The organism is Burkholderia sp. LAS2 (assembly GCF_018417615.1).
Classification (GTDB): Bacteria; Pseudomonadota; Gammaproteobacteria; order Burkholderiales; family Burkholderiaceae; genus Burkholderia; species Burkholderia sola.
In genome coordinates this window covers 1,033,856-1,051,838 of sequence record NZ_CP071053.1, presented here as the reverse complement: position 1 = coordinate 1,051,838, position 17,983 = coordinate 1,033,856, and the positions used below count along the sequence as shown (strand labels likewise).

At 65.8% G+C, this 17,983-nt stretch carries 16 protein-coding genes; 6 read left to right on the top strand and 10 right to left on the bottom strand.

Translation table 11 applies throughout. The features are described 5' to 3' along the window. Window position 1: 1 nt before the first annotated feature. The 4 genes from shc to JYG37_RS25100 all read right to left on the bottom strand — a co-directional run bounded on the left by shc (window position 2) and on the right by JYG37_RS25100 (window position 4,694). Complete coding sequence (shc, locus tag JYG37_RS25115) at window positions 2-1,975, bottom strand: squalene--hopene cyclase (RefSeq protein ID WP_050013463.1); 1,974 nt, start codon at window positions 1,973-1,975, stop codon at window positions 2-4. Between the two features lie 12 nt (window positions 1,976-1,987). Further along, window positions 1,988-3,241, bottom strand: coding sequence for a hydroxysqualene dehydroxylase HpnE (gene hpnE / locus JYG37_RS25110; RefSeq protein WP_050013464.1), 1,254 nt, complete (start codon window positions 3,239-3,241; stop codon window positions 1,988-1,990). 13 nt (window positions 3,242-3,254) lie between these two features. Continuing rightward, window positions 3,255-4,103 (bottom strand): presqualene diphosphate synthase HpnD, encoded by an 849-nt coding sequence (gene hpnD / locus JYG37_RS25105; protein ID WP_050013465.1) that lies wholly within the window; start codon window positions 4,101-4,103, stop codon window positions 3,255-3,257. Between the two features lie 258 nt (window positions 4,104-4,361). Next, window positions 4,362-4,694, bottom strand: coding sequence for a hypothetical protein (locus JYG37_RS25100; RefSeq protein ID WP_050013466.1), 333 nt, complete (start codon window positions 4,692-4,694; stop codon window positions 4,362-4,364). A 190-nt stretch (window positions 4,695-4,884) separates the two neighbouring features. Here JYG37_RS25100 and JYG37_RS25095 point away from each other — a divergent pair, with 190 nt between their 5' ends. Then, window positions 4,885-5,769, top strand: coding sequence for an alpha/beta fold hydrolase (locus JYG37_RS25095; protein WP_050013467.1), 885 nt, complete (start codon window positions 4,885-4,887; stop codon window positions 5,767-5,769). Window positions 5,770-5,784: 15 nt separating this feature from the next. Here the strand turns inward: JYG37_RS25095 and JYG37_RS25090 are convergent, their stop codons facing one another. The 3 genes from JYG37_RS25090 to JYG37_RS25080 are packed head-to-tail and all read right to left on the bottom strand — an operon-like array spanning window position 5,785 to window position 7,710. After that, window positions 5,785-6,726, bottom strand: coding sequence for a GGDEF domain-containing protein (locus JYG37_RS25090; RefSeq protein WP_050013468.1), 942 nt, complete (start codon window positions 6,724-6,726; stop codon window positions 5,785-5,787). After that, window positions 6,723-7,349 carry a chemotaxis protein CheC gene (locus JYG37_RS25085; RefSeq protein WP_050013469.1) on the bottom strand — a complete coding sequence of 209 codons (627 nt, stop codon included), beginning with the start codon at window positions 7,347-7,349 and terminating at the stop codon, window positions 6,723-6,725. The genes JYG37_RS25090 and JYG37_RS25085 overlap by 4 nt, the downstream gene beginning before the upstream one ends. Further along, window positions 7,342-7,710 carry a response regulator gene (locus JYG37_RS25080; RefSeq protein ID WP_050013470.1) on the bottom strand — a complete coding sequence of 123 codons (369 nt, stop codon included), beginning with the start codon at window positions 7,708-7,710 and terminating at the stop codon, window positions 7,342-7,344. The genes JYG37_RS25085 and JYG37_RS25080 overlap by 8 nt, the downstream gene beginning before the upstream one ends. Window positions 7,711-8,202: 492 nt before the next feature. Here JYG37_RS25080 and JYG37_RS25075 point away from each other — a divergent pair, with 492 nt between their 5' ends. After that, window positions 8,203-10,452, top strand: coding sequence for a hybrid sensor histidine kinase/response regulator family protein (locus tag JYG37_RS25075; protein ID WP_089489934.1), 2,250 nt, complete (start codon window positions 8,203-8,205; stop codon window positions 10,450-10,452). A gap of 68 nt (window positions 10,453-10,520) precedes the next feature. On the opposite strand, the gene JYG37_RS25070 is transcribed toward JYG37_RS25075, so the two are convergent. Next, a complete protein-coding gene (locus JYG37_RS25070) occupies window positions 10,521-11,075 on the bottom strand; it encodes an NADPH-dependent FMN reductase (protein WP_050013472.1) in 555 nt (184 codons plus the stop codon). A gap of 377 nt (window positions 11,076-11,452) precedes the next feature. Here JYG37_RS25070 and JYG37_RS25065 point away from each other — a divergent pair, with 377 nt between their 5' ends. Both JYG37_RS25065 and JYG37_RS25060 read left to right on the top strand, forming a co-directional pair. Next, window positions 11,453-12,052, top strand: coding sequence for an RNA polymerase factor sigma-70 (locus tag JYG37_RS25065; protein WP_050013473.1), 600 nt, complete (start codon window positions 11,453-11,455; stop codon window positions 12,050-12,052). Further along, window positions 12,030-12,245: a zf-HC2 domain-containing protein gene (locus JYG37_RS25060; protein ID WP_050013474.1), complete on the top strand. Its 216-nt coding sequence runs from the start codon at window positions 12,030-12,032 to the stop codon at window positions 12,243-12,245. The genes JYG37_RS25065 and JYG37_RS25060 overlap by 23 nt, the downstream gene beginning before the upstream one ends. Window positions 12,246-12,385: 140 nt before the next feature. Here JYG37_RS25060 and arsC read toward each other — a convergent pair whose 3' ends face one another. Beyond that, on the bottom strand, window positions 12,386-12,742 hold the full coding sequence (arsC, locus tag JYG37_RS25055; protein ID WP_213346653.1) for an arsenate reductase (glutaredoxin): 357 nt from the start codon (window positions 12,740-12,742) through the stop codon (window positions 12,386-12,388). A gap of 957 nt (window positions 12,743-13,699) precedes the next feature. Here arsC and parA point away from each other — a divergent pair. Together parA and JYG37_RS25045 are read left to right on the top strand one after the other, a co-directional pair. After that, a complete protein-coding gene (parA, locus tag JYG37_RS25050; protein WP_006480195.1) occupies window positions 13,700-14,362 on the top strand; it encodes a ParA family partition ATPase in 663 nt (220 codons plus the stop codon). 23 nt (window positions 14,363-14,385) lie between these two features. Next, the gene (locus JYG37_RS25045; RefSeq protein ID WP_213346136.1) at window positions 14,386-15,447 is read left to right on the top strand and encodes a ParB/RepB/Spo0J family partition protein; all 1,062 of its coding nucleotides are present in this window, start codon (window positions 14,386-14,388) and stop codon (window positions 15,445-15,447) included. A gap of 92 nt (window positions 15,448-15,539) precedes the next feature. On the opposite strand, the gene JYG37_RS25040 is transcribed toward JYG37_RS25045, so the two are convergent. Continuing rightward, window positions 15,540-16,907, bottom strand: a complete 1,368-nt coding sequence (locus tag JYG37_RS25040) for a replication initiation protein (protein ID WP_050013477.1) — start codon at window positions 16,905-16,907, stop codon at window positions 15,540-15,542. Between the last annotated feature and the right edge of the window lie 1,076 nt (window positions 16,908-17,983).

Genomic DNA, 17,983 nt, shown 5'->3' with positions numbered 1-17,983 from the left:
GTTACATCCCGACCGTCACGCGCGTCGCGTTCGCGCGCTTCAGGTTGCGGTAGCGCGCGAGCGCCCACAGCGGGAAGAACTTGCGATAGCCGTGGTAGCGCAGGTAGAACACGCGCGGGAAGCCCGTCGCCGTGAAGCGCGTCTCGTCCCACAAGCCTTCTTCGTTCTGCTGCGCGACCAGGTAGTCGACGCCGCGCGCCACGGCCGGGTTGTTCACTTCGCCGGCCGCCATCAGGCCGAGCAGCGCCCAGGCCGTCTGCGACGCCGTGCTCGGCGCCTGCTCGTAACCGCGATAGTTGAGCTTGTAGCTGTCGCCGTCCTCGCCCCAGCCGCCGTCCTTGTTCTGGATCGACAGCAGCCACTGCGCACCGCGCTTCATGCGCGGGTCGTCCGGCGTCAGGCCGGCCGCGTTCAGCGAGCACAGGGCCGTCCACGTGCCGTACACGTAGTTCATCCCCCAGCGGCCGTACCAGCTGCCGTCCGGCTCCTGCTCCTTCAGCATGTAGTCGAGCGCGCGGCGGGCCGGCTCGCTGTTCAGCGGCGTCTCGCCGAGCTGCGACAGCATCGACAGGCAGCGGCCCGACACGTCGGCCGTCGGCGGATCGAGCAGCGCGCCGTGATCGGAGAACGGGATGTTGTTCAGGTAGTACTGCGTGTTTTCAGGTTCGAACGCGCCCCAGCCGCCGTCGCTGCTCTGCATGCCGACGACCCATTCGCGCGCACGCGCCATCGATTCGCGATACGTGTCCGACTGCGTGAGCTTCTGCGCACGATCCATCGCCATCACGACCACGGCCGTATCGTCGACGTCCGGGTAGTGCGCATTCGCGTACTGGAACGCCCAGCCGCCGGGCCGCACGTTCGGGCGGCGCGAGATCCAGTCGCCGCGCACGTCGAGGATCTGCAGCGGACGCAGCCATTCGAGGCCGCGCAGCACCGCTTCCTGCGCACGCGCATCGCCGGTCTCGAGCAGCGCATGCGCAACGAGCGACGTGTCCCACACGGGCGACAGGCACGGCTGGCAATACGCTTCGTCCTCCTGCACGACGAGCAGCTTGTCGAGCGCCTTGCGCGCGATCGCGCGGTTCGGATGGTCTTCCGCATAGCCGAGCACGTCGTACATCATCACCGCGTTGGCCATCGCCGGATAGATCGCGCCGAGGCCGTCCTCGCCGTTCAGGCGCTCGTCGACGAACGACACGGCCTGACGGATCGCGCGTTCGCGCGTATAGCTCGGGAACAGGCCGTCGACCGCGCGCAGCGCATGGTCGACCACGCGGAAAAACGCGAACCAGCCCGCGCTCTGGTGGCCCTGACGCGGCAGCAGCCCGGCGTTGACGGGCGGGTCGATGAACAGCTCGTCGATGCGCACGCCGCGCGGGTTCTTCGCGAGCGGACGCTTCGCGTTCAGCACGAGCAGCGGCACGATCACGGTGCGCGCCCAGTACGACACCTTCGACAGATGGAACGGGAACCACTGCGGCAGCAGCATGATCTCGACCGGCATCATCGGCACCGCGCGCCACGGAATCGCACCGTACAGCGCGAGCTGGATGCGCGTGAACACGTTCGACATCTCGGCGCCGCCCATCGCGTGGATCGCGCGGCGCGCGCGCTGCATGTGCTCGGCGTTCTCGTCGTCGCCGATCACCTTCAGCGCGAAATACGCCTTCACGCTCGCGCTGATGTTCGGTGCGCCGTCGGTAAACAGCGGCCAGCCGCCGTCGGCCTGCTGGATGCGGCGCAGATACTTGCCGATCTTCTGTTCGAGCTCGAGGTTCGGCGTCTCGCCCAGATAGTGGACGAGCAGCACGTATTCAGCAGGAATCGTCGAATCCGCTTCGAGTTCGTAGACCCAGTGTCCGTCCGCTTGCTGCGCGGCCAGCAGCGCGTCGGTCGCACGCGCGACAGCCGCGTCGACGTCGGCCGGCACGGCGCCGGCGGACAAGGTAGCCATTTCGGTGAGATCGTTCATCGGTCCCTCTCTTTATTGCGTCTGGAGCACGTCCGCGGCCAACTGGCCGGAACGGATCGCGCCCTCGATCGTGGCGGGCAGGCCGGTGGCAATCCAGTCGCCCGCGAGTACAAGATTGGTCCAGCGCGTACGCACGGCCGGCCGTTTCATTTCCTGCGACGGCACCGCCGCAAAGCCCGCGCGCGGCTCGACGACGAGTTGCCACGCGGGGATGGTTTCCGGGTTCGCGCCGGTCACGCGCGCGACGTCTTCCCAGATGCGCCGCGCGAGCGTGTCGCGCGGCATGTCGAGCCAGCGGCCCGCATCGCGGATCGTCGCCGCGAGCTGGCCGTCACCGGTCCGCACCGCATCGACGACGCCGTTGACGACGGTCGTCTGCAGTGGATGACCGGCCGGCGATTCGACCGCGAAATACGCGGTCACGACCGCGCTGAAGGTGTCGGGCGCGGTGAGTTCGGGCACGAGCGGCTGCGCAACCTCGGGCGGCACGGCCAGCACGACCGCGTCGCCCGGCGCGAGATCGATCCGCTCGCCGCCGACCGACACGGCATCGATCGCATTGCCGTGCGCGCCGAATTCGAACGCGTCGAGCCGCGAATTCAGGCGGATCTGCGCGCCGCCGTACTGCAGCATCCGCAGCGCCGGTTCGACGAACGCGCTGCCGAGCCCGCGGCGCGCGACGAGCGGACGGCTGCCGGGGCCGCCCGCGGCAAACGTGCCGCACAGCGCGGCGCGCGCGAGTTCGGCGCTCGCGTGGCGCGGCTCGATATTCAGCACCCCGAGGAAATACGGTCGCAGCCAGCGATCCCACAGCACGCCGTCGCATCGCATCGTCTGCGCGAGCGAGCGGCCCGTGCGGGCGAATGCGAGCGGGGCCAGCGCGAGATAGTCGAGCGGCGTCGTGCCCGGCGCCCGTGACGCAGCATCGAACAGCCACGACGGCCAGCGGCCGTTGCCGAAACGCAGCGTCCAGCGCTGCTGCGACGCGATGTCGATGACCGGGAGTTCAGCCAGCGCGGGCCCCGCGAGCTGATCGGCCGCGCCGATCGCGCGCAGGTAGCGCTGCGTCGCGGGCTGTCCCGCGAAAACCGTGTGCAGCCCACTGTCGAGCGTCGTGTTCAGCGTCCCGTCGAACCACGAGCGGCAGCGGCCGCCCGCGTGCGCATGCGCGTCGTGCAGCACGATGCGCCGCCCGCGACGTTGCAGCTCGACCGCGGCCGACAGGCCCGCGAGTCCTGCGCCGATCACGTGGACGGTTCTGGGCATCGCGTCGGTCGACTCAGAACAGCGCGTAGCGCGCGGCGATCATCAGCATGCGCGCCTTCGGCTTGCGCAGCGGCGCGCGCGGCGCGGCAAAGCCGCGCGCGATCGCGGCCTCGAGAATGCAGCGATACGCGCCCGACATGATGCGCGGCGCCTTCACCTGCGCACGCGGGCAGGTATCCATCACCGCGTCGGCCTGGCGGAAGTGCTCGAGCGCGCGCTCGACGAGCGTCGCGCACACGCGCGGCAGCGCCGGATCGCGCACGATCGTCGCCGGATCGGTGATCGCGATGCCTTCGCGCGCAAGCAGCTCGCGCGGCAGGTAGCACCGGTTGATCGCCGCGTCGTCGTCGATGTCGCGCAGGATGTTGGTCAGTTGCAGCGCGCGGCCGAGGTGGTGCGACAACGTGATCCCTTCGGCTTCCGGCATCCCGAAAATCCTCACCGACAGCCGGCCGGCCGCGCTCGCCACGCGATCGCAGAACAGGTCGAGCGTCGGCTCGTCGGGCGCGCAGATGTCTTCCACCGCGTCCATCGCCATCCCGTCGATCATCGCGTGGAAATCGTCGCGCTGCAGGTCGAACGCGCGAATCTCGCGATCGAGCGCGACGAGGTGGCGCGGCGGGCGGCCGGCGAAGCAGGCGTCGATGTCCGCGCGCCAGCGATTCAGGCCCGCGGTGCGCTCGGCGCGCGGCAGGTCGCTGTCGGCGATGTCGTCGACCGCGCGGCAAAACGCATAGACCTGGAACATCGCATCGCGCTGCACGGCCGGCAGGATGCGCATCGCCAGATAGAAGGAGCTGCCCGATGTGACGGCAGCGGCGTCGGTTTCTTGTTCGTCCACGACGGAATGGGAAACGGCCAAGACGAAGCTCCACGGAGACACCCACGCGGGGCGATTGAAGAAGCCATGCCCGGCTGGGATGGTCAGGGCGTCGAATGCGTGCGAGATATGCGAACGATCGACGCAGACAGGCACAAATTACCGGCCGGAAGCCGGAATTGGGCGAAAGTATAGCAATCTTTGAAGTTCGATGGCGGACGCGCACCCTGTCCGGCGGGGTGCCGAGCGCCACCGGCGGGCCGGTGCGCCGGCCTTTGCGAACGGCGGCCCGAACGCGCGTCAGCCGTACACGATGTCGCGCTGCAGATCGAGCGCGATGAGCCCCATTTCGCGCGTGAGCTGCAGCATCGAGCGGCGCTCGAGGCGCGAGCCCATGAAGCTCGTCACGCGGCCGTCGGGCTCGGCGGTGAACTGGAAAACCGCGCCGCCGGTACCGAACCACGCGCCCGGCACGTCGAGTGATTCCTGCCAGTCGATCTGCTCGAACACGCGCGCGATTCCCGCGCGCACCACGGCGCCCGGGCCGATCGGCGGCGCGATGTCGCCCAGGTCGTCGAGCGAATAGGGGCCGGGTTTGTTCGGCTTCCGATAGAAGAGATAGTCGACGTTCATGGGGTGCAATCGCAGGCAAAGCAACAAATTAGCGCGCTTCGGCACAAATTCAAATCGGATCAGGACGAAATGTGGCCTGTGCGACACAAAGGGACGGATCGTTGCCGGTCAAGAAACGCGCCGCGCGAGCGCGTCTCGATGGCGGCCGGTTCGTCTAAGATGACACCTTTCTCGAAAAAATACGGACACCATGGAGACGAACGCCCCCGCCACCCCGCCGTCCGATCATCCCGTTTTCGTGCTCGTGCACGGCGCGTGGCATGGCGCGTGGTGCTATGCCCACGTGGCGGCCGCGCTGGCCGCGCGCGGCTACCTGTCGATCGCGCGCGACCTGCCCGCGCACGGCATCCATGCGCGCTTTCCCGCGTCGTATCTCGCCCGGCCGCTCGACAAGGACGCGTTCGGCGCCGAGCCGTCGCCGGTCGCCAACACGACGCTCGACGACTACGCGACGCAGGTGACGCAGGCCGTCGACGACGCGTACGCGCTCGGCCGCGGCAAGGTCGTGCTGGTCGGGCACAGCATGGGCGGCCTCGCGATCACGGCGGCCGCCGAACGCGCGCCGGACAAGATCGCGAAGATCGTCTATCTCGCGGCCTTCATGCCCGCGTCGGGCGTACCGGGCCTCGACTACGTGCGCGCGCCGGAAAACAACGGCGAGCTGCTCGGCCCGCTGATGCTCGCGAGCCCGCGCGTGGTCGGCGCGCTGCGCGTCGATCCGCACAGCGGCGACGCCGCGTATCGCGCATCGATGAAGCGCGCGCTGTACGAAGACGTGCCGCAAGCCGATTTCGACGCGGTCGCGAACCTGATGAGCTGCGACGTGCCGGCCGCGCCGTTCGCGACCGCGATCCCGACGACCGCCGCACGCTGGGGCGCGATCGACCGCCACTACATCAAGTGCCTGGCCGATCGCGTGATCCTGCCCGCGCTGCAGCAACGCTTCATCGACGAAGCCGACGCGTTCGCGCCCGGCAACCCGACCCACGTGCACCAGCTCGACAGCAGCCACTCGCCGTTCGTGTCGCAGCCGGCCGTGCTGGCCGGCGTGCTCGCCGACATCGCAAAAAGCTGAGCGGAGCGGGCGCGGTCAGTCGGCGTACGCGACCGACCGATCGCGCCCGAGCCGCTTCGCCCGATAGAGCGCGGCGTCGGCCTCGTTGACGAGTACGTCGCAGGTCGGCGCGCCGGCTTTCGCGCACGCGCCGCCGACGCTCGCCGTGACCGGCACGCTGACGCCCTCGGCGTCGACCGGCACGCTGCCGATCGCGTCGCGCACCTTGTCGGCCACCCGCATCGCCTCGTCGAGCGTCGTGCACGGCAGCAACAGCGCGAATTCCTCGCCGCCGAACCGGCCGAACGTATCCTGCGCGCGCACGATCGACGCGACGCGGCGCGCCGTCTCGCGCAGCACCGCGTCGCCCACCGCATGCCCGAAGCGGTCGTTGATCGTCTTGAAGTGGTCGAGGTCGAACAGCAGCACCGACAGGTCGCCGCCGTAGCGCTGCCAGCGCGCGAATTCGTCGCCGAGCCGCGCCTCGAAGAAGCGCCGGTTCGCGATGCCGGTCAGCCCGTCGAGATTCGCGTGCTCGCGCAGCTTCGCGACCGCTTCCTCGCGCTCTCGCTGCATCACGCTCACATGCGTGACGTCGGAGATCGTCACGCACACGGCCTCGACGTCGCGGCCGCGCGTGAGCGGCATGAACGTGCAGTCCTGCTGCATGTAGTCGACGCCGCCCGTGATCGGCCGATCGTGCTCGAAGCGGAACAGGTAGGGCCGCTGCTCCCACGAGCTGAATGCGAAGCTGCCAAGCTGGAACACGCTCTCGAGCTTGCGCGACAGCCACGCACGCGGCAGGTCCGGGAAGCGGTCGAACAGGTTGCGGCCGATCACGTCGGCGGCCGGGATCCCGCTGTGGTCCTGCATGAAGCGATTCCACATCAGGACGGTCATCGAACGGTCGAGCACGAACAGGCCGAAGCCGACGCGCTCGATCACGAGGTCGCTCAGCGACGGGGCGGCGGCCGTCATAGCGCGGACAGCAACGCGTCGAGCGCGTCGCCCATCAGCCGGATCGAATCCTCGGCCATCAACATCACGAAATGCGCGCGGAACATATGGTTCTCGAGCCCGAAATTCACCTCGAGCAGCAGCGCGACGCTCCATCCCAGTTCGTTCGGCTGGAACACGTCGTCGAACGACACGTTCGCGCCGAGCAGCCCCGGCGGAAAGAACACGGGCTTGCGGCCGAGTTCGTCGAGGATCGACGCGACGCAGGCGCCCATCAGCACGTTCGCGACGTCGAACACGAGTTCGTCCGGCGTCGCCATGCCGCCGTACACGCCGTCGCCGAACGTGCGGTCGACGACCGACATCAACCGCGCGACGCCCGCCGTGCGGCACAGCACGATCGCCTCGCCCTTGATGTCGGAACGGAAGCCCTGGCGCACGGCGGTCACGTTGTCGTGGATGCCCGTCATCTCGCGCAGCGCGTCGCTCGCATCGGCCGCTTTCACGACGCGCACGCGCGGCACCGACAGCTCGATGAAGTGCCCGAGCAGCAACGCAAGCCGCGCGGCGGCGCGGCCCATTGCAAGGTTGGCGATTTCCTGCAACGCGTCGCGTTGCTCCGCCGTGAACACCGATTCAGGCATACAACCCATACTCCTTGAGAATGGGCAGCAATGCCTCCGACGTCACGGGCTTGGCAACGAATGCGATCGCGCCCAATTCACGCACGCGTGCTTGCGCCTGCGGCTGAATATCGGCGGATACCACGATCACGAACGTGTTCAGATCTTCGTGGCGCAGTGTTTCCAGGACCTGATATCCGCTCATGTCGGGCATCGTCAGATCCAGAAACATCACGGAAGCTTTGCCGTCACGATAGAGCGCCAAGGCCTCGCGACCATTCGCTGCATACGCGATGTCGACGTCCCAATCTCCCGGCAGCGCCTTTGTCAGCAGTTTGCGAGCGAGCAGCGAATCGTCGGCAATTACAATCGGCAAAGGCATGGGGCGATGCGGTATACGGAATGGTCTCTCTCGCGTTAACGACCGCGCGGCGCATTTCTTTAGGGCCATGCGTTTCGGCGCGGGCAACCGCCTTGCGGCCGCGCACGGGCGCCGCGACGCAGGTGCGCGCGACGCACCGCGCGGCAATCGCCGGCGGGCGCATGTATCTGTCATAGGGAAAGCAAGGCGCGATTCTCGGAGTAAACCGGAGGCGATGCAACTCGCCATTTTCGCCATTTCGAACAGAATTGGTCCGATCTCGCATCATTCCGAAAATAGCCGCGACCATTTTCGAGATAAGTACGCAAAATTTTTCCTTGTGTACGTTTGCGCTGCCGGATTCGTCGCGTTTTCAATCCGACGGTTTACCGCTGTCATATACGGCAGGATCGCGCCTGTACGAACGGCAGGATCGCCACGTACGGCGCCGCGCGGCGGGCCGTCGCAACTCGTTTATGATGACAGACACCGCTGCCTCACCCGCTTTCCTCGATGACGTCCGAACGGCCTGCCGACTCCCACACCCCCGCGCCTCCTCCCGCCGACGACTGGCAGGACGACGGCAGCTACGCGGCCGGCGCACCCGAGCACGATTTCGCGGTGCGCCGCGTGACGCTGATCGTGCTGCTCGTCGCGGCGATCGTGCTGCCGTGCATCTACGTGGTGGTGATGGCGTACAGCGACCTGAAGGCGCGCGAGGCCGCCGCGAGCGACGTGACGATGCGCACGGTGCGCGTGGCCGAGGAGCACGCGCTCAAGGTGTTCGACCTGAGCGAAACGCTCGATGCGCGCATCGTCGACCTCGTGCAGGACATGGACGACGCGACCGTGCGCGGCAGGGAATCCGACATCCACGAGGCGCTGAACACGATCGGCGGCGGCTATCCGCAAGTGGCCGCCGTGTCGATCTTCGGTGCGAGCGGGATGCTGCTCGCCAACAGCCTCTACTATCCGGCGCCGTATGCGTCGATCGCGAATCGCGACGACTTCGCCGGCATCCGAGACGGCAAGGTCATCGAACACATCTCGAAACTGATGATGGGGCCGCTCAAGCTCGAGAACATTCCCGTATTCAACACCGGCGTCGCGCGACGCCATAGCGACGGTTCGTTCGCCGGCATGGTGTCGATCGCGCTGAAATCGTCGTATTTCAACGCGTTCTACCGCGACCTGCTCGGCGGTGCGAGCACGCCGATGACGATGGCGCTCGCGCGCTCGGACGGCGCGGTGATCGCGTCGTATCCGCCGCCGCCGTCGCTGGCGCACACCGATCGCTCGGTCACGTTCGGCAACGCGCACAACGAGCCGCGCGCGGGCGTCGTGCGCGTGCGTCACGACGACGCGAGCAGCGAGATCGTCGCGTATCGCCAGGTCGGCAGCTATCCCGTCTACGTGAGCTGCGCGTACCGCACGTCGGCAATCTGGCATGAATGGTACGAACACCTGAGCGTGCTGTTCATCTCGATGTTCGCGCCGTCGGTCGCGCTGTGGTCCGTGATCTGGCTGTCGCTCAAGCGGCTGAAGGCGGAAGAGGAGGCATGGGACCGCTGGCAGGCCGAAGCGTCGATGCGGCGCTCGATCGAATCGGCGTACCGGCAGTCGCGCAAGATGCAGGCGCTCGGCAATCTCGTCGGCAGCGTCGCGCACGACTTCAACAACCTGCTGATGATCATCTCGAGCAACGTGCAGATCGCGCGGCGGCGCGGCGTCCAGCATCTCGACAAGGAGCTCGGCGCGATCGAACGCGCGCTGAAGAACGGGCAGTCGCTCACGCGCCAGCTGCTCGGCGTCGCGCGCAAGCAGCCGCTGCACAACGAGACGATCGACATCGGGCAATGGGTCGGCACGTGCCGCGAGCTGCTGAAGACGTCGCTCGGGTCGAAGTCGTCGCTGGTCGTCGCGATCGAGCCGGGCGTCTGGCCGATCCGCGTCGACGTCGCGGAACTCGAGCTCGCGGTGATCAACCTCGCGGTCAACGCGCGCGACGCGATGGCGACCGGCGGACGCTTCACGGTCGGCGCGCGCAACGTCACGCTGCGCCGTGAGGACGGCTTCCCGCTGACCGGCGATTTCGTGCAGATCTCGCTTGACGACACGGGGTCGGGCATGGCGCCCGACGTGCTCGCGCGCGCGTTCGAACCGCTGTTCACGACGAAGGCGCAGGGGATGGGGACCGGGCTCGGCCTGCCGCAGGTCTTCGCGTTCTGCGAACGCTCGGGCGGCCTCGCGACGATCGACAGCGCGGTCGGTGCGGGGACGTCGGTGCGTCTGTACCTGCCGCGCGCGCGCGCCGAGGATGTCGTCGCGCGGCCGGCGGCCGCCGCGCACGATGCGGCCAATGGCGAGCTCGCCGGCCTGCACGTGCTGCTCGTCGAGGACAACGGCGAAGTCGCGGCCGGCACGGAAGCGCTGCTGTCGCTGCTCGGTCATCGCGTGACCTACGCGCCCACCGCCGACGACGCATTGCGCCTGATCGAAGGCGCCGCCGCGAACGACGCGTTCGACCTCGTGATTTCGGACATTCATATGCCGGGCCGCCTGAACGGCATCGACCTGGCCGAAGCGATCGACAAGCGGCCGGGGAAGCTGCCCGTGATTCTCGTCACCGGTTATGCAGAGGAGCTCGACCGCACGCGCACGGTCAACGTCCGCGTGCTGTCGAAGCCGTTCGATATCGCGCTGCTCGACGAGATCCTGCTGGGCATCCGCGAAGCGCGCGACGCACGACACGCCGGCGCGTGACCCGCGGTGCGCAGGGCGGCGCCGGCGCGACGGCGTGAACGAACGCGGCGATCAGGCCGCCGACGACGTCACGCCGATTTCAGCAGACGCACCCAGCCCGCGTAACGATCGACGAAGCCCTGCAGGAACTTGCGGGTGTCCTCGCTGACGATCTGCCCCTGGTCGTCGATGCGCGCCGGGTCGTGCTTGATGAACATCTCGGGCTGACCGAGCGTCTTCACGTCGAGGTAAGCGAGCACGTTGCGCAGGTGCTGCTGCGCGAGCGCGGTGCCCACCGCGCCCGGCGACGTGCCGAGCACCGCGCCCGGCTTGCCCGACCACGAATTCGAACCCCATGGGCGCGAGCCCCAGTCGAGCGCATTCTTCAGCACGCCCGGCATCGACCGGTTGTACTCGGGCGTGACGAACAGCAGCGCGTCCGCGGCTTCGATCGACTGCTTGAAGCGCTTCGCGACTTCCGGGAAATCCGCGTCGTAGTCCTGGCTGTACAGCGGCAGCTCGCCGATCTCGACGAACTCGAACGAAAAATCGGCGGGGGCGAGCGAGATCACGGCGTGCGCGAGCGCGCGATTCGTCGACGCGCGACGCAGGCTGCCGACGACGACCGCAATACGATAGGACATGGCATTCTCCTTCCGGTGAGTGAGGAATCGGATCGATTGCTTCCGAATGGGCGACAAAGGTCTGTTTATAGGCAAGCCAGCCCGCGAGCCGTCCCACGGGGCCGTCCGGCCGACTTTCCACAAGGTTTTCCACAGAAATTGTGGATAACTCGACCGATATGTTCCGACGTTACAGATCGCCCGCCGCGCGGCGTGGTCGACGCGCGACACGGGGTTCGGCAAGCATAGCGCAGCGCGGCGGCGGGCTCCGTGAATTCGTGACGGAACATTGCGTTGCAGGCGCGGACCGCGCCCAGTAAGCTGCTCGCACCGCGACGCGCCCGCTCCCGTGACGACGCTCGCGCGATTGCCATTGCTTCGAGACACTGCAACCAGACATGCCGTCCGCACACGACGATCCCGCCTATCTCGCGCAACTGCGGCGCGACCTGCTGCGCTTCGCGCGACTCCAGCTCCGCGATGCCGACGCGGCCGAAGACGCCGTGCAGGAAGCGCTGGCCGCCGCGTGGTCGCATGCCGGCGAGTTCGCGGGGCTGTCGGCCCACAAGACCTGGGTGTTCGGGATCCTGCGCAACAAGCTGATCGACGTGCTGCGCGCGCGCCAGCGAATGGTGAGCCTGACCGCGCTCGATGCGGAGCTCGACGGCGAATCCGTGCTCGATCGCGAACTGTTCAAGGACAATGGGCACTGGGCCGCGCATGCGAAACCGCGACCGTGGCCGAAGCCCGAAACGCTGTTGCAACAACAGCAATTCTGGACGCTGTTCCAGGTCTGCCTCGACCATCTGCCGGAGCAGATCGGACGCGTGTTCATGATGCGCGAATTCCTCGATGTCGAGATTGTGGATATCTGTAGCGAATTGACGCTGACGACGAATCATTGCAGCGTGCTGCTGTACCGGGCGCGCACGCGCCTGCGAACCTGCCTGAGCGAAAAAGGACTGACGACCGAAGATGCTGCCGGGGAAATGTACTGACGTGACACGACTGCTGTCGGATGCGCTCGATCGGCATCTGACGCTGCACGAGCGTCTGCAGGTACGCGTGCATCTGCCGACCTGCAGCGGATGCCGCGCCTATCGCGGACAGATCGCGCTGTTGCGGACGGCCGCGAAAGCGGCGGCGGGGCAGGAGTCGGACGATGATGAGGGATCGTCCGGTGGCGGCTAGGCGGCGCGGGGTGTCGACGTATCGTTCCGCCGGCCGCTCGCGCGTGCGGCCCGGCGGTCGCGTCGGCCTGGATTGCCGTTGCGTGTGCCGGGCCGGACTCGGTCGCGTTGATGCAATAAGAAAAATACGCCGGGGAAGAATTATTCGAACAGCGCCTTCACCGACTCGGGCGGGCGACCGATCGCCGCCTTGCCGCGATATACGACGATAGGGCGTTGCAGCAGGATCGGATGAGCGGCGATCGCCGCGTAGGCTTCGGCGTCGCTCAGATCCGCGCGAGCCAGATTCAATGTCTTGTACGGCTCCTCGCCGTCGCGCAGCATGTCGCGAACCGGGCGGCCGAGCTGCCGATGCAGCGTTTCCACTTCCTCGACCGTTGGCGTCGTCTTCAGGTACTCGACGACGTTCAACGGCGCGCCGGCGGTATTCAGCGACTCGACCAACGCGAGCGTCTCGCGGGACTTCGAGCATCGGGGGTTGTGGTAGATCGTGATCATCATTCAAGCCTGGATGGGGGAGCCCTGTATTGTAGCCAGTCTGCATTGACGGGCTCGGTGGGGTGGTTCAAGCGAGATCGGGGTAGTTTTCCTCTCGACAGGTTGCTGCGGTGGTTCGGTTTGGCGATGTGCTGTGCGTCGGGTGTCTGGGAGACGCTTCGAAGATGCGGTTACGTTTATGCGCATAAAGGCCGGGCAACGGCCTCGCGGGACCGGCAACTGTGGTCAGCCTGACCAATGCCCAGCGAGGGCTGTCCCGGGTGGCGAAAGGGCGCGTGATTGCGGGACACTTCGGCTGCGTTTATGCGCATAAAGCCTGCGATTGTCGGGCGAGGTGCGAGGCCACTCTGACGTAGGTCTATGCCCAGACGAGACGGCACCAGACAATGGCTATATCGATAATCCATCGCCCCGGCACGACATCATTGCGCTCCTGACGCGGGCGAGGCGCCTGCCTTCGGCCCTTCTCCGCGGGCCATCCTTGCGTCTGGTTTATGCGCATAAACGCCGCGGGCCGAGACGGCGTTGTCTCGATGCACATCGGTTCTGCGATGGATATCGAAGACGCACGTCCAGCCTCACAGACCCACTCATCCTGCTCGCGAATGCGCGGCGGGCTCCCAACGAAGTTGATCGCCGCGACCTCTGCCGAGTTTATGCGCACAAACTCGGCGGCTCGCAGGCAACGCGGCCCATCTAGCGAAAGGGGAGCGTACCGAGACATATCTCTACGACGAGCAGCTCCCGGCGACGTAGCCCGTGAAGACGCAGCCATCGAGCACCGCATCGGCCTCGCCATCTCCACGACACCACCAACACCCGCCGTCCATCTCCGCCATCTCGTTTATGCGCATAAACCGATAGTCCGAATGGCCAACGCGTAGTTGTCGAACGACAATTTCATTGAAATTCAAATATCGTCCTGTAGAATTCCAACGACCAAAACAGGAGTGAAAATTGGCCGCGGAAATCATTGCAGTCACTCAACAAAAAGGTGGCGTCGGCAAAAGCACGATTGCCATGCATCTCGGCGCCGCGTTCCATGAAAAAGGGAAGCGCGTCCTCGTCATCGACGCAGACCGTCAAAACACGCTGGTTCACTGGTCGAGCGCATCCGGCGACAGCGACAACGGCATCCCGTTTCCGGTCGTCAACCTGGCCGAAGCCGACGGCCAGATCCATCGCGAGATCAAGAAGTTCATCAACGACTACGACATCATCGTCGTGGACTGCCCGCCGTCGATCACCGAGAAAGTCTCCGGCGTCGTCCTGCTGGCCGCATCGATTGCCGTGATCCCGACATCGTCGTCGCCGGCCGATTACTGGTCGAGCGTCGGGCTGGTCAAACTGATTCAGCAGGCGCAGGTGATGAACGAAGACCTCCGCGCGGTGTTCCTGCTGAACAAGACCGAAGAGAAGCGCATGCTGACCCGCGAGCTCAAGCGTGCGCTCGAGGAACTCGGCTTCCCGCTGCTGAAGACGCAGATTCCGACCCGGGAAGCGTACAAGCAGGCAATGGCGCTCGGTCAGACCGTGCTGCAGATGAACGATCGCGGCGGCAAGCTGGCCGCCGCCGAAATTCGCGCATGCGCCGACGAAATCGTCGCCATGCTGCCCTGACATTATGCGCATAAAGGAGTCACATGAAACCTTCCCAATTTGCCAAAGGATTCCAAGCGCGCCCGGATATCACGACGAGCGAGAAGCGCACGGCGCTTGATCGGCTCAATGCGATCGACGGCATCGTCAAGTCCGACACGCCGACCCCGGCATCGACCAAATCCGCGAAAAAGGACATCGCCCCTCCGCCTGCTCCGGAATTCACGATCGATCCGTCGATCGACGAATCGCAGCAATATCGCGCGTGGCGCCTCGAGAATCGCTATGCGCCGGGGCAAGTGATCGAGTTGCCGCTGAAGGCGATCAAGCATAGCCCGTTCAACCCGCGGCACTTCTATCTGAAATCGTCGATTGCCGAACTTGCGGTCAACCTCGCGAAGCAGGGTCAGCAGCAGGCCATCCACGTGATTCCGGATTACGACAATCCGGGCACGTATTTCGTCAGTGATGGCGGCCGCCGCGTGCGGGCGCTGAAGGAAGCGAACAAGGAGTCGGTCAAGGCGATCGTGATCGACGTGCCGATCGGCATCCAGAGCTACAAGCTCGGCTACGACCTCAACGTTCAGCGCGATTCGCAGACGGTGTTCGACAACGCCGTCGTGTGGCGCCGTTTCCTCGACGACAAGCATTTCCAGAGCCAGAAAGAACTCTCCGAGCACCTCGGCCTCGACGAGTCGACGGTGGCCGTCGCGTTGTCGATCGGCAAGTTGCCGGAAGCGATCATGCAGGAAATGGTCGCGCGCCCCGATCGCTTCGGATCGAACATGGCGTATCAGGTCGGCCGCTATCACAATGCGCGCGGCACCGAGGCAACGCTGCGGCTGATCAACAAGATCGTGTCGGACGATCTCAGCACGCGTCAGGTGTCGGATATCGTCAAGGGCCGCGTCGCGGCGCAGGAGACGCCAAAGACGGCCGGCCGTCAACGCTATGCGCAGCGTCTCGAGATCAAGCTCGGCGGCAAGTCAGTCGGCGACCTGAAGTCGTATGGCGAAGACCGCATCGAGCTGCGCCTGCGCGGCCTCCCGAAGGACAAGCGCGACGCGATCCTCGAGCAGCTCGAGCGGATGCTGTTGTCGGAGTGAGGGAAGCGGCCGGCAGGGCCTGGTGAGGACGCCGGCCCCGCCCGACTGGGGCTGGGGACCGGCGGCGGCCCGTCAGCGGGCCTGAGCGGACGTCAAGCGGCCCGCGACTGGTTCAGCGTGAACGACAGCAGGTCGCCGTCCGTCGGCTCGCCCCAGGTCTTCTGGGCCAGCCAGTCGAAAAAGGCCGTCTCGGCCAGTTTGGAATCGAGGCCGCGCTTGCGCCAGTCGTCGCGCAGATGCGAGCCCATCGTCGGCAATGCCTCCGACTCGAATGACTCGCGCGCGACTTCGCGCTCCGCGTCGCCCTGCTCTTCGTACAGCACCTTCGCTTCCTTGCGGCGGAACGCCGCGAACTCGCTCAGCAAGCGCGCCTTCAGATCGTCCGGCTGCGCAACCGCGACCTTCGCGGACGGCGTGCCGGCCGGCAGTGCGTCGACCGACTCGACCGGCGGCGCATACCCCTTCTTCAGCGCATCCTTGAACAGCGCCGGCGCGCTGCGCACCGGCGGCAGCGTCGTACTGCGCATCCGCTGCTCGGTCATCTGCAGCGCGGCGCGAATCCGGTTTTCCTCGCTGTCCGCATAGAGCGTCTGCGCTTCCTTCAGCGGGATCCCGAGCTTCACCATCCGGTCGACCAGCGTGCTGTCGAACACGTTCGGGTGTTCGTCGAGCGCGAGCATCGGCTGCTTGCGCTCGGTCACGCGGAACTGGATCTCGGCCACCCGACGCCCTTCGCGGTGCTCGATCAGCTCGACGAAGATGTTGGTGACCGCGTTGACTTCCGCGATCGCGGGGCGCAGGTAATCGCGCTTGAAGTACTTGTACTCGCGCTTCGCTTCGTCGCCGGCTTCCGTGTCGGGCGTGCCCGACAGGATCGGCCGCCACCATTCCCACGGCTCGCGCATCGTCAGATGGCTCGGGTTCGTCAGGTAGCGCACGCAGATCTCGTACAGCGCGAGACCGGCGCTGCTGCGCAGCTGGCTCTGGAACTGCAGGCTGAGGCGCGCGTACTGGACCGGGTCGAGCAGCTTCTTCTTGATCTTCGGCGCGAACGAGAATTCGACCCACACGCGACGGGTAGTCGGATCCTCGAGAATTTCCGCATCGGCGATCAGCGTGGAGATCCCCCACTTGCGGCCGGGCTTCTGGCTTGATGTGCCCGTGCTCCATTCGACCTGTACCGACACCATGCGGCGCAGGTGTTCCTTCACCAACGCGGTGTCGTTCGAATCGAAAGCGGAGTTGGCGACGATGTCCGACAGCAGCGCACGATACGTGTCGCCCGAGTCGTCGGCCTGCTGCGCGACGGCCAGCAGGACATTGAACAGCTTGCGAGTGAGGAGCGTGATCTTGCCGCTCTTCGGCTGAATGGCGATCGCCTCGACGGCCTTTCGCAATTCGGCTGAACTGGCACTCACCACATCCACATCGGTTTTCTTGGCGCGCTTCGTCGTGGCCATACGTCGGGTCGGAGGAGAAGTTTCCCGGAAGGATAGCGCCTGCGGTGATGTGCGTCCAGAACGACATGCTCACCATAGCCGGTGAAGCACGCCGGCAAAACGGCACTCACCCGTACCGCTCCCGAAAACGCTCACCGGTCCGCCCGGACGGCGTTCCGGACTCGTCCAGACGTGCCGCGGCATGCGCCGATTCACAGAATTTCACCTGTGCAGGACACGTGCGAAATTGGCTCCCGTATCGGCTCACCTTTCGATTTGTCGTAATTTTGCGACTGCGCAACCGTGAGTTCGACACAGGGTCGCGATTGCACCTCACCGTTCGTCCCGGACCGCCGCCCATCGGCCTGTATGCATGTACAGGCGTGGTCCGCCGGAACATCGGTTCGGCTTCGACGCGTGGAAAACCGCCATCGAAACCGGTACGCGCAGCCCGATCGGCGGCTGCTTCGCCAGCCCGGGCGCGCATTGTACAGTGCGCGAGTCGTGTCCAGTCCCGAAAATACTCACCTGTGGCACAGCATGTGGATTCGTCCGGATGCCGACGAAGGTCCGACACACGCGGGACTCGCTACCAATGACTCCCGCAAACGCTCACCTTACAGAAGAAATGCGGCATCGCAGCGGGTCCGGAAATGACTCCCGAAAAATCTCACCGTAACCGGCGCGGTATCAAAAATCTCAATCCCTTCCGATACTTATGCACAGAAGGCATTTGGCTGTGCATCGCCGGGATCCCCCGAAAAGCCTCACCTTTCGACGGGAATCCTTCATACGACAACCGAATCTCGGCCCCTGAAAAGTCTCACCTGTGCCAAAAAGTGGCACAGCAAAAACGAGATTTCAGCCAGTCCTGACGGGCTTTTCGGCGAATTAGGCCGGTCACGAGTCCCGAAAAGCCTCACCTTTGACCATTTTTTCAGCAAATACTGCTCCCGGAAAGCCTCACCTGTGAGCGAGATCGCAGCCTGTGATCGATGCCCCGAAAAAGCTCACCTTTAGGGGATCGGAGCAGGAAAACCCGGATTTCGCTCCCGAAAAGCCTCACCTTTGGGGCATCACAGGCGCCGAAAAGCACT

What these genes read in the sequence shown, in the direction of transcription:
- JYG37_RS25075 (WP_089489934.1), top strand. Translation starts at nt 8,203, where the DNA reads ATGACGTCCGAACGGCCTGCCGACTCCCACACCCCCGCGCCTCCTCCC.
- JYG37_RS25065 (WP_050013473.1), top strand. Translation starts at nt 11,453, where the DNA reads ATGCCGTCCGCACACGACGATCCCGCCTATCTCGCGCAACTGCGGCGC.
- JYG37_RS25070 (WP_050013472.1), bottom strand. Translation starts at nt 11,075, where the DNA reads ATGTCCTATCGTATTGCGGTCGTCGTCGGCAGCCTGCGTCGCGCGTCG.
- JYG37_RS25090 (WP_050013468.1), bottom strand. Translation starts at nt 6,726, where the DNA reads ATGACGGCCGCCGCCCCGTCGCTGAGCGACCTCGTGATCGAGCGCGTC.
- JYG37_RS25040 (WP_050013477.1), bottom strand. Translation starts at nt 16,907, where the DNA reads ATGGCCACGACGAAGCGCGCCAAGAAAACCGATGTGGATGTGGTGAGT.
- JYG37_RS25080 (WP_050013470.1), bottom strand. Translation starts at nt 7,710, where the DNA reads ATGCCTTTGCCGATTGTAATTGCCGACGATTCGCTGCTCGCTCGCAAA.
- JYG37_RS25100 (WP_050013466.1), bottom strand. Translation starts at nt 4,694, where the DNA reads ATGAACGTCGACTATCTCTTCTATCGGAAGCCGAACAAACCCGGCCCC.
- JYG37_RS25060 (WP_050013474.1), top strand. Translation starts at nt 12,030, where the DNA reads ATGCTGCCGGGGAAATGTACTGACGTGACACGACTGCTGTCGGATGCG.
- hpnE (WP_050013464.1), bottom strand. Translation starts at nt 3,241, where the DNA reads ATGCCCAGAACCGTCCACGTGATCGGCGCAGGACTCGCGGGCCTGTCG.
- JYG37_RS25095 (WP_050013467.1), top strand. Translation starts at nt 4,885, where the DNA reads ATGGAGACGAACGCCCCCGCCACCCCGCCGTCCGATCATCCCGTTTTC.
- JYG37_RS25045 (WP_213346136.1), top strand. Translation starts at nt 14,386, where the DNA reads ATGAAACCTTCCCAATTTGCCAAAGGATTCCAAGCGCGCCCGGATATC.
- arsC (WP_213346653.1), bottom strand. Translation starts at nt 12,742, where the DNA reads ATGATCACGATCTACCACAACCCCCGATGCTCGAAGTCCCGCGAGACG.
- shc (WP_050013463.1), bottom strand. Translation starts at nt 1,975, where the DNA reads ATGAACGATCTCACCGAAATGGCTACCTTGTCCGCCGGCGCCGTGCCG.
- JYG37_RS25085 (WP_050013469.1), bottom strand. Translation starts at nt 7,349, where the DNA reads ATGCCTGAATCGGTGTTCACGGCGGAGCAACGCGACGCGTTGCAGGAA.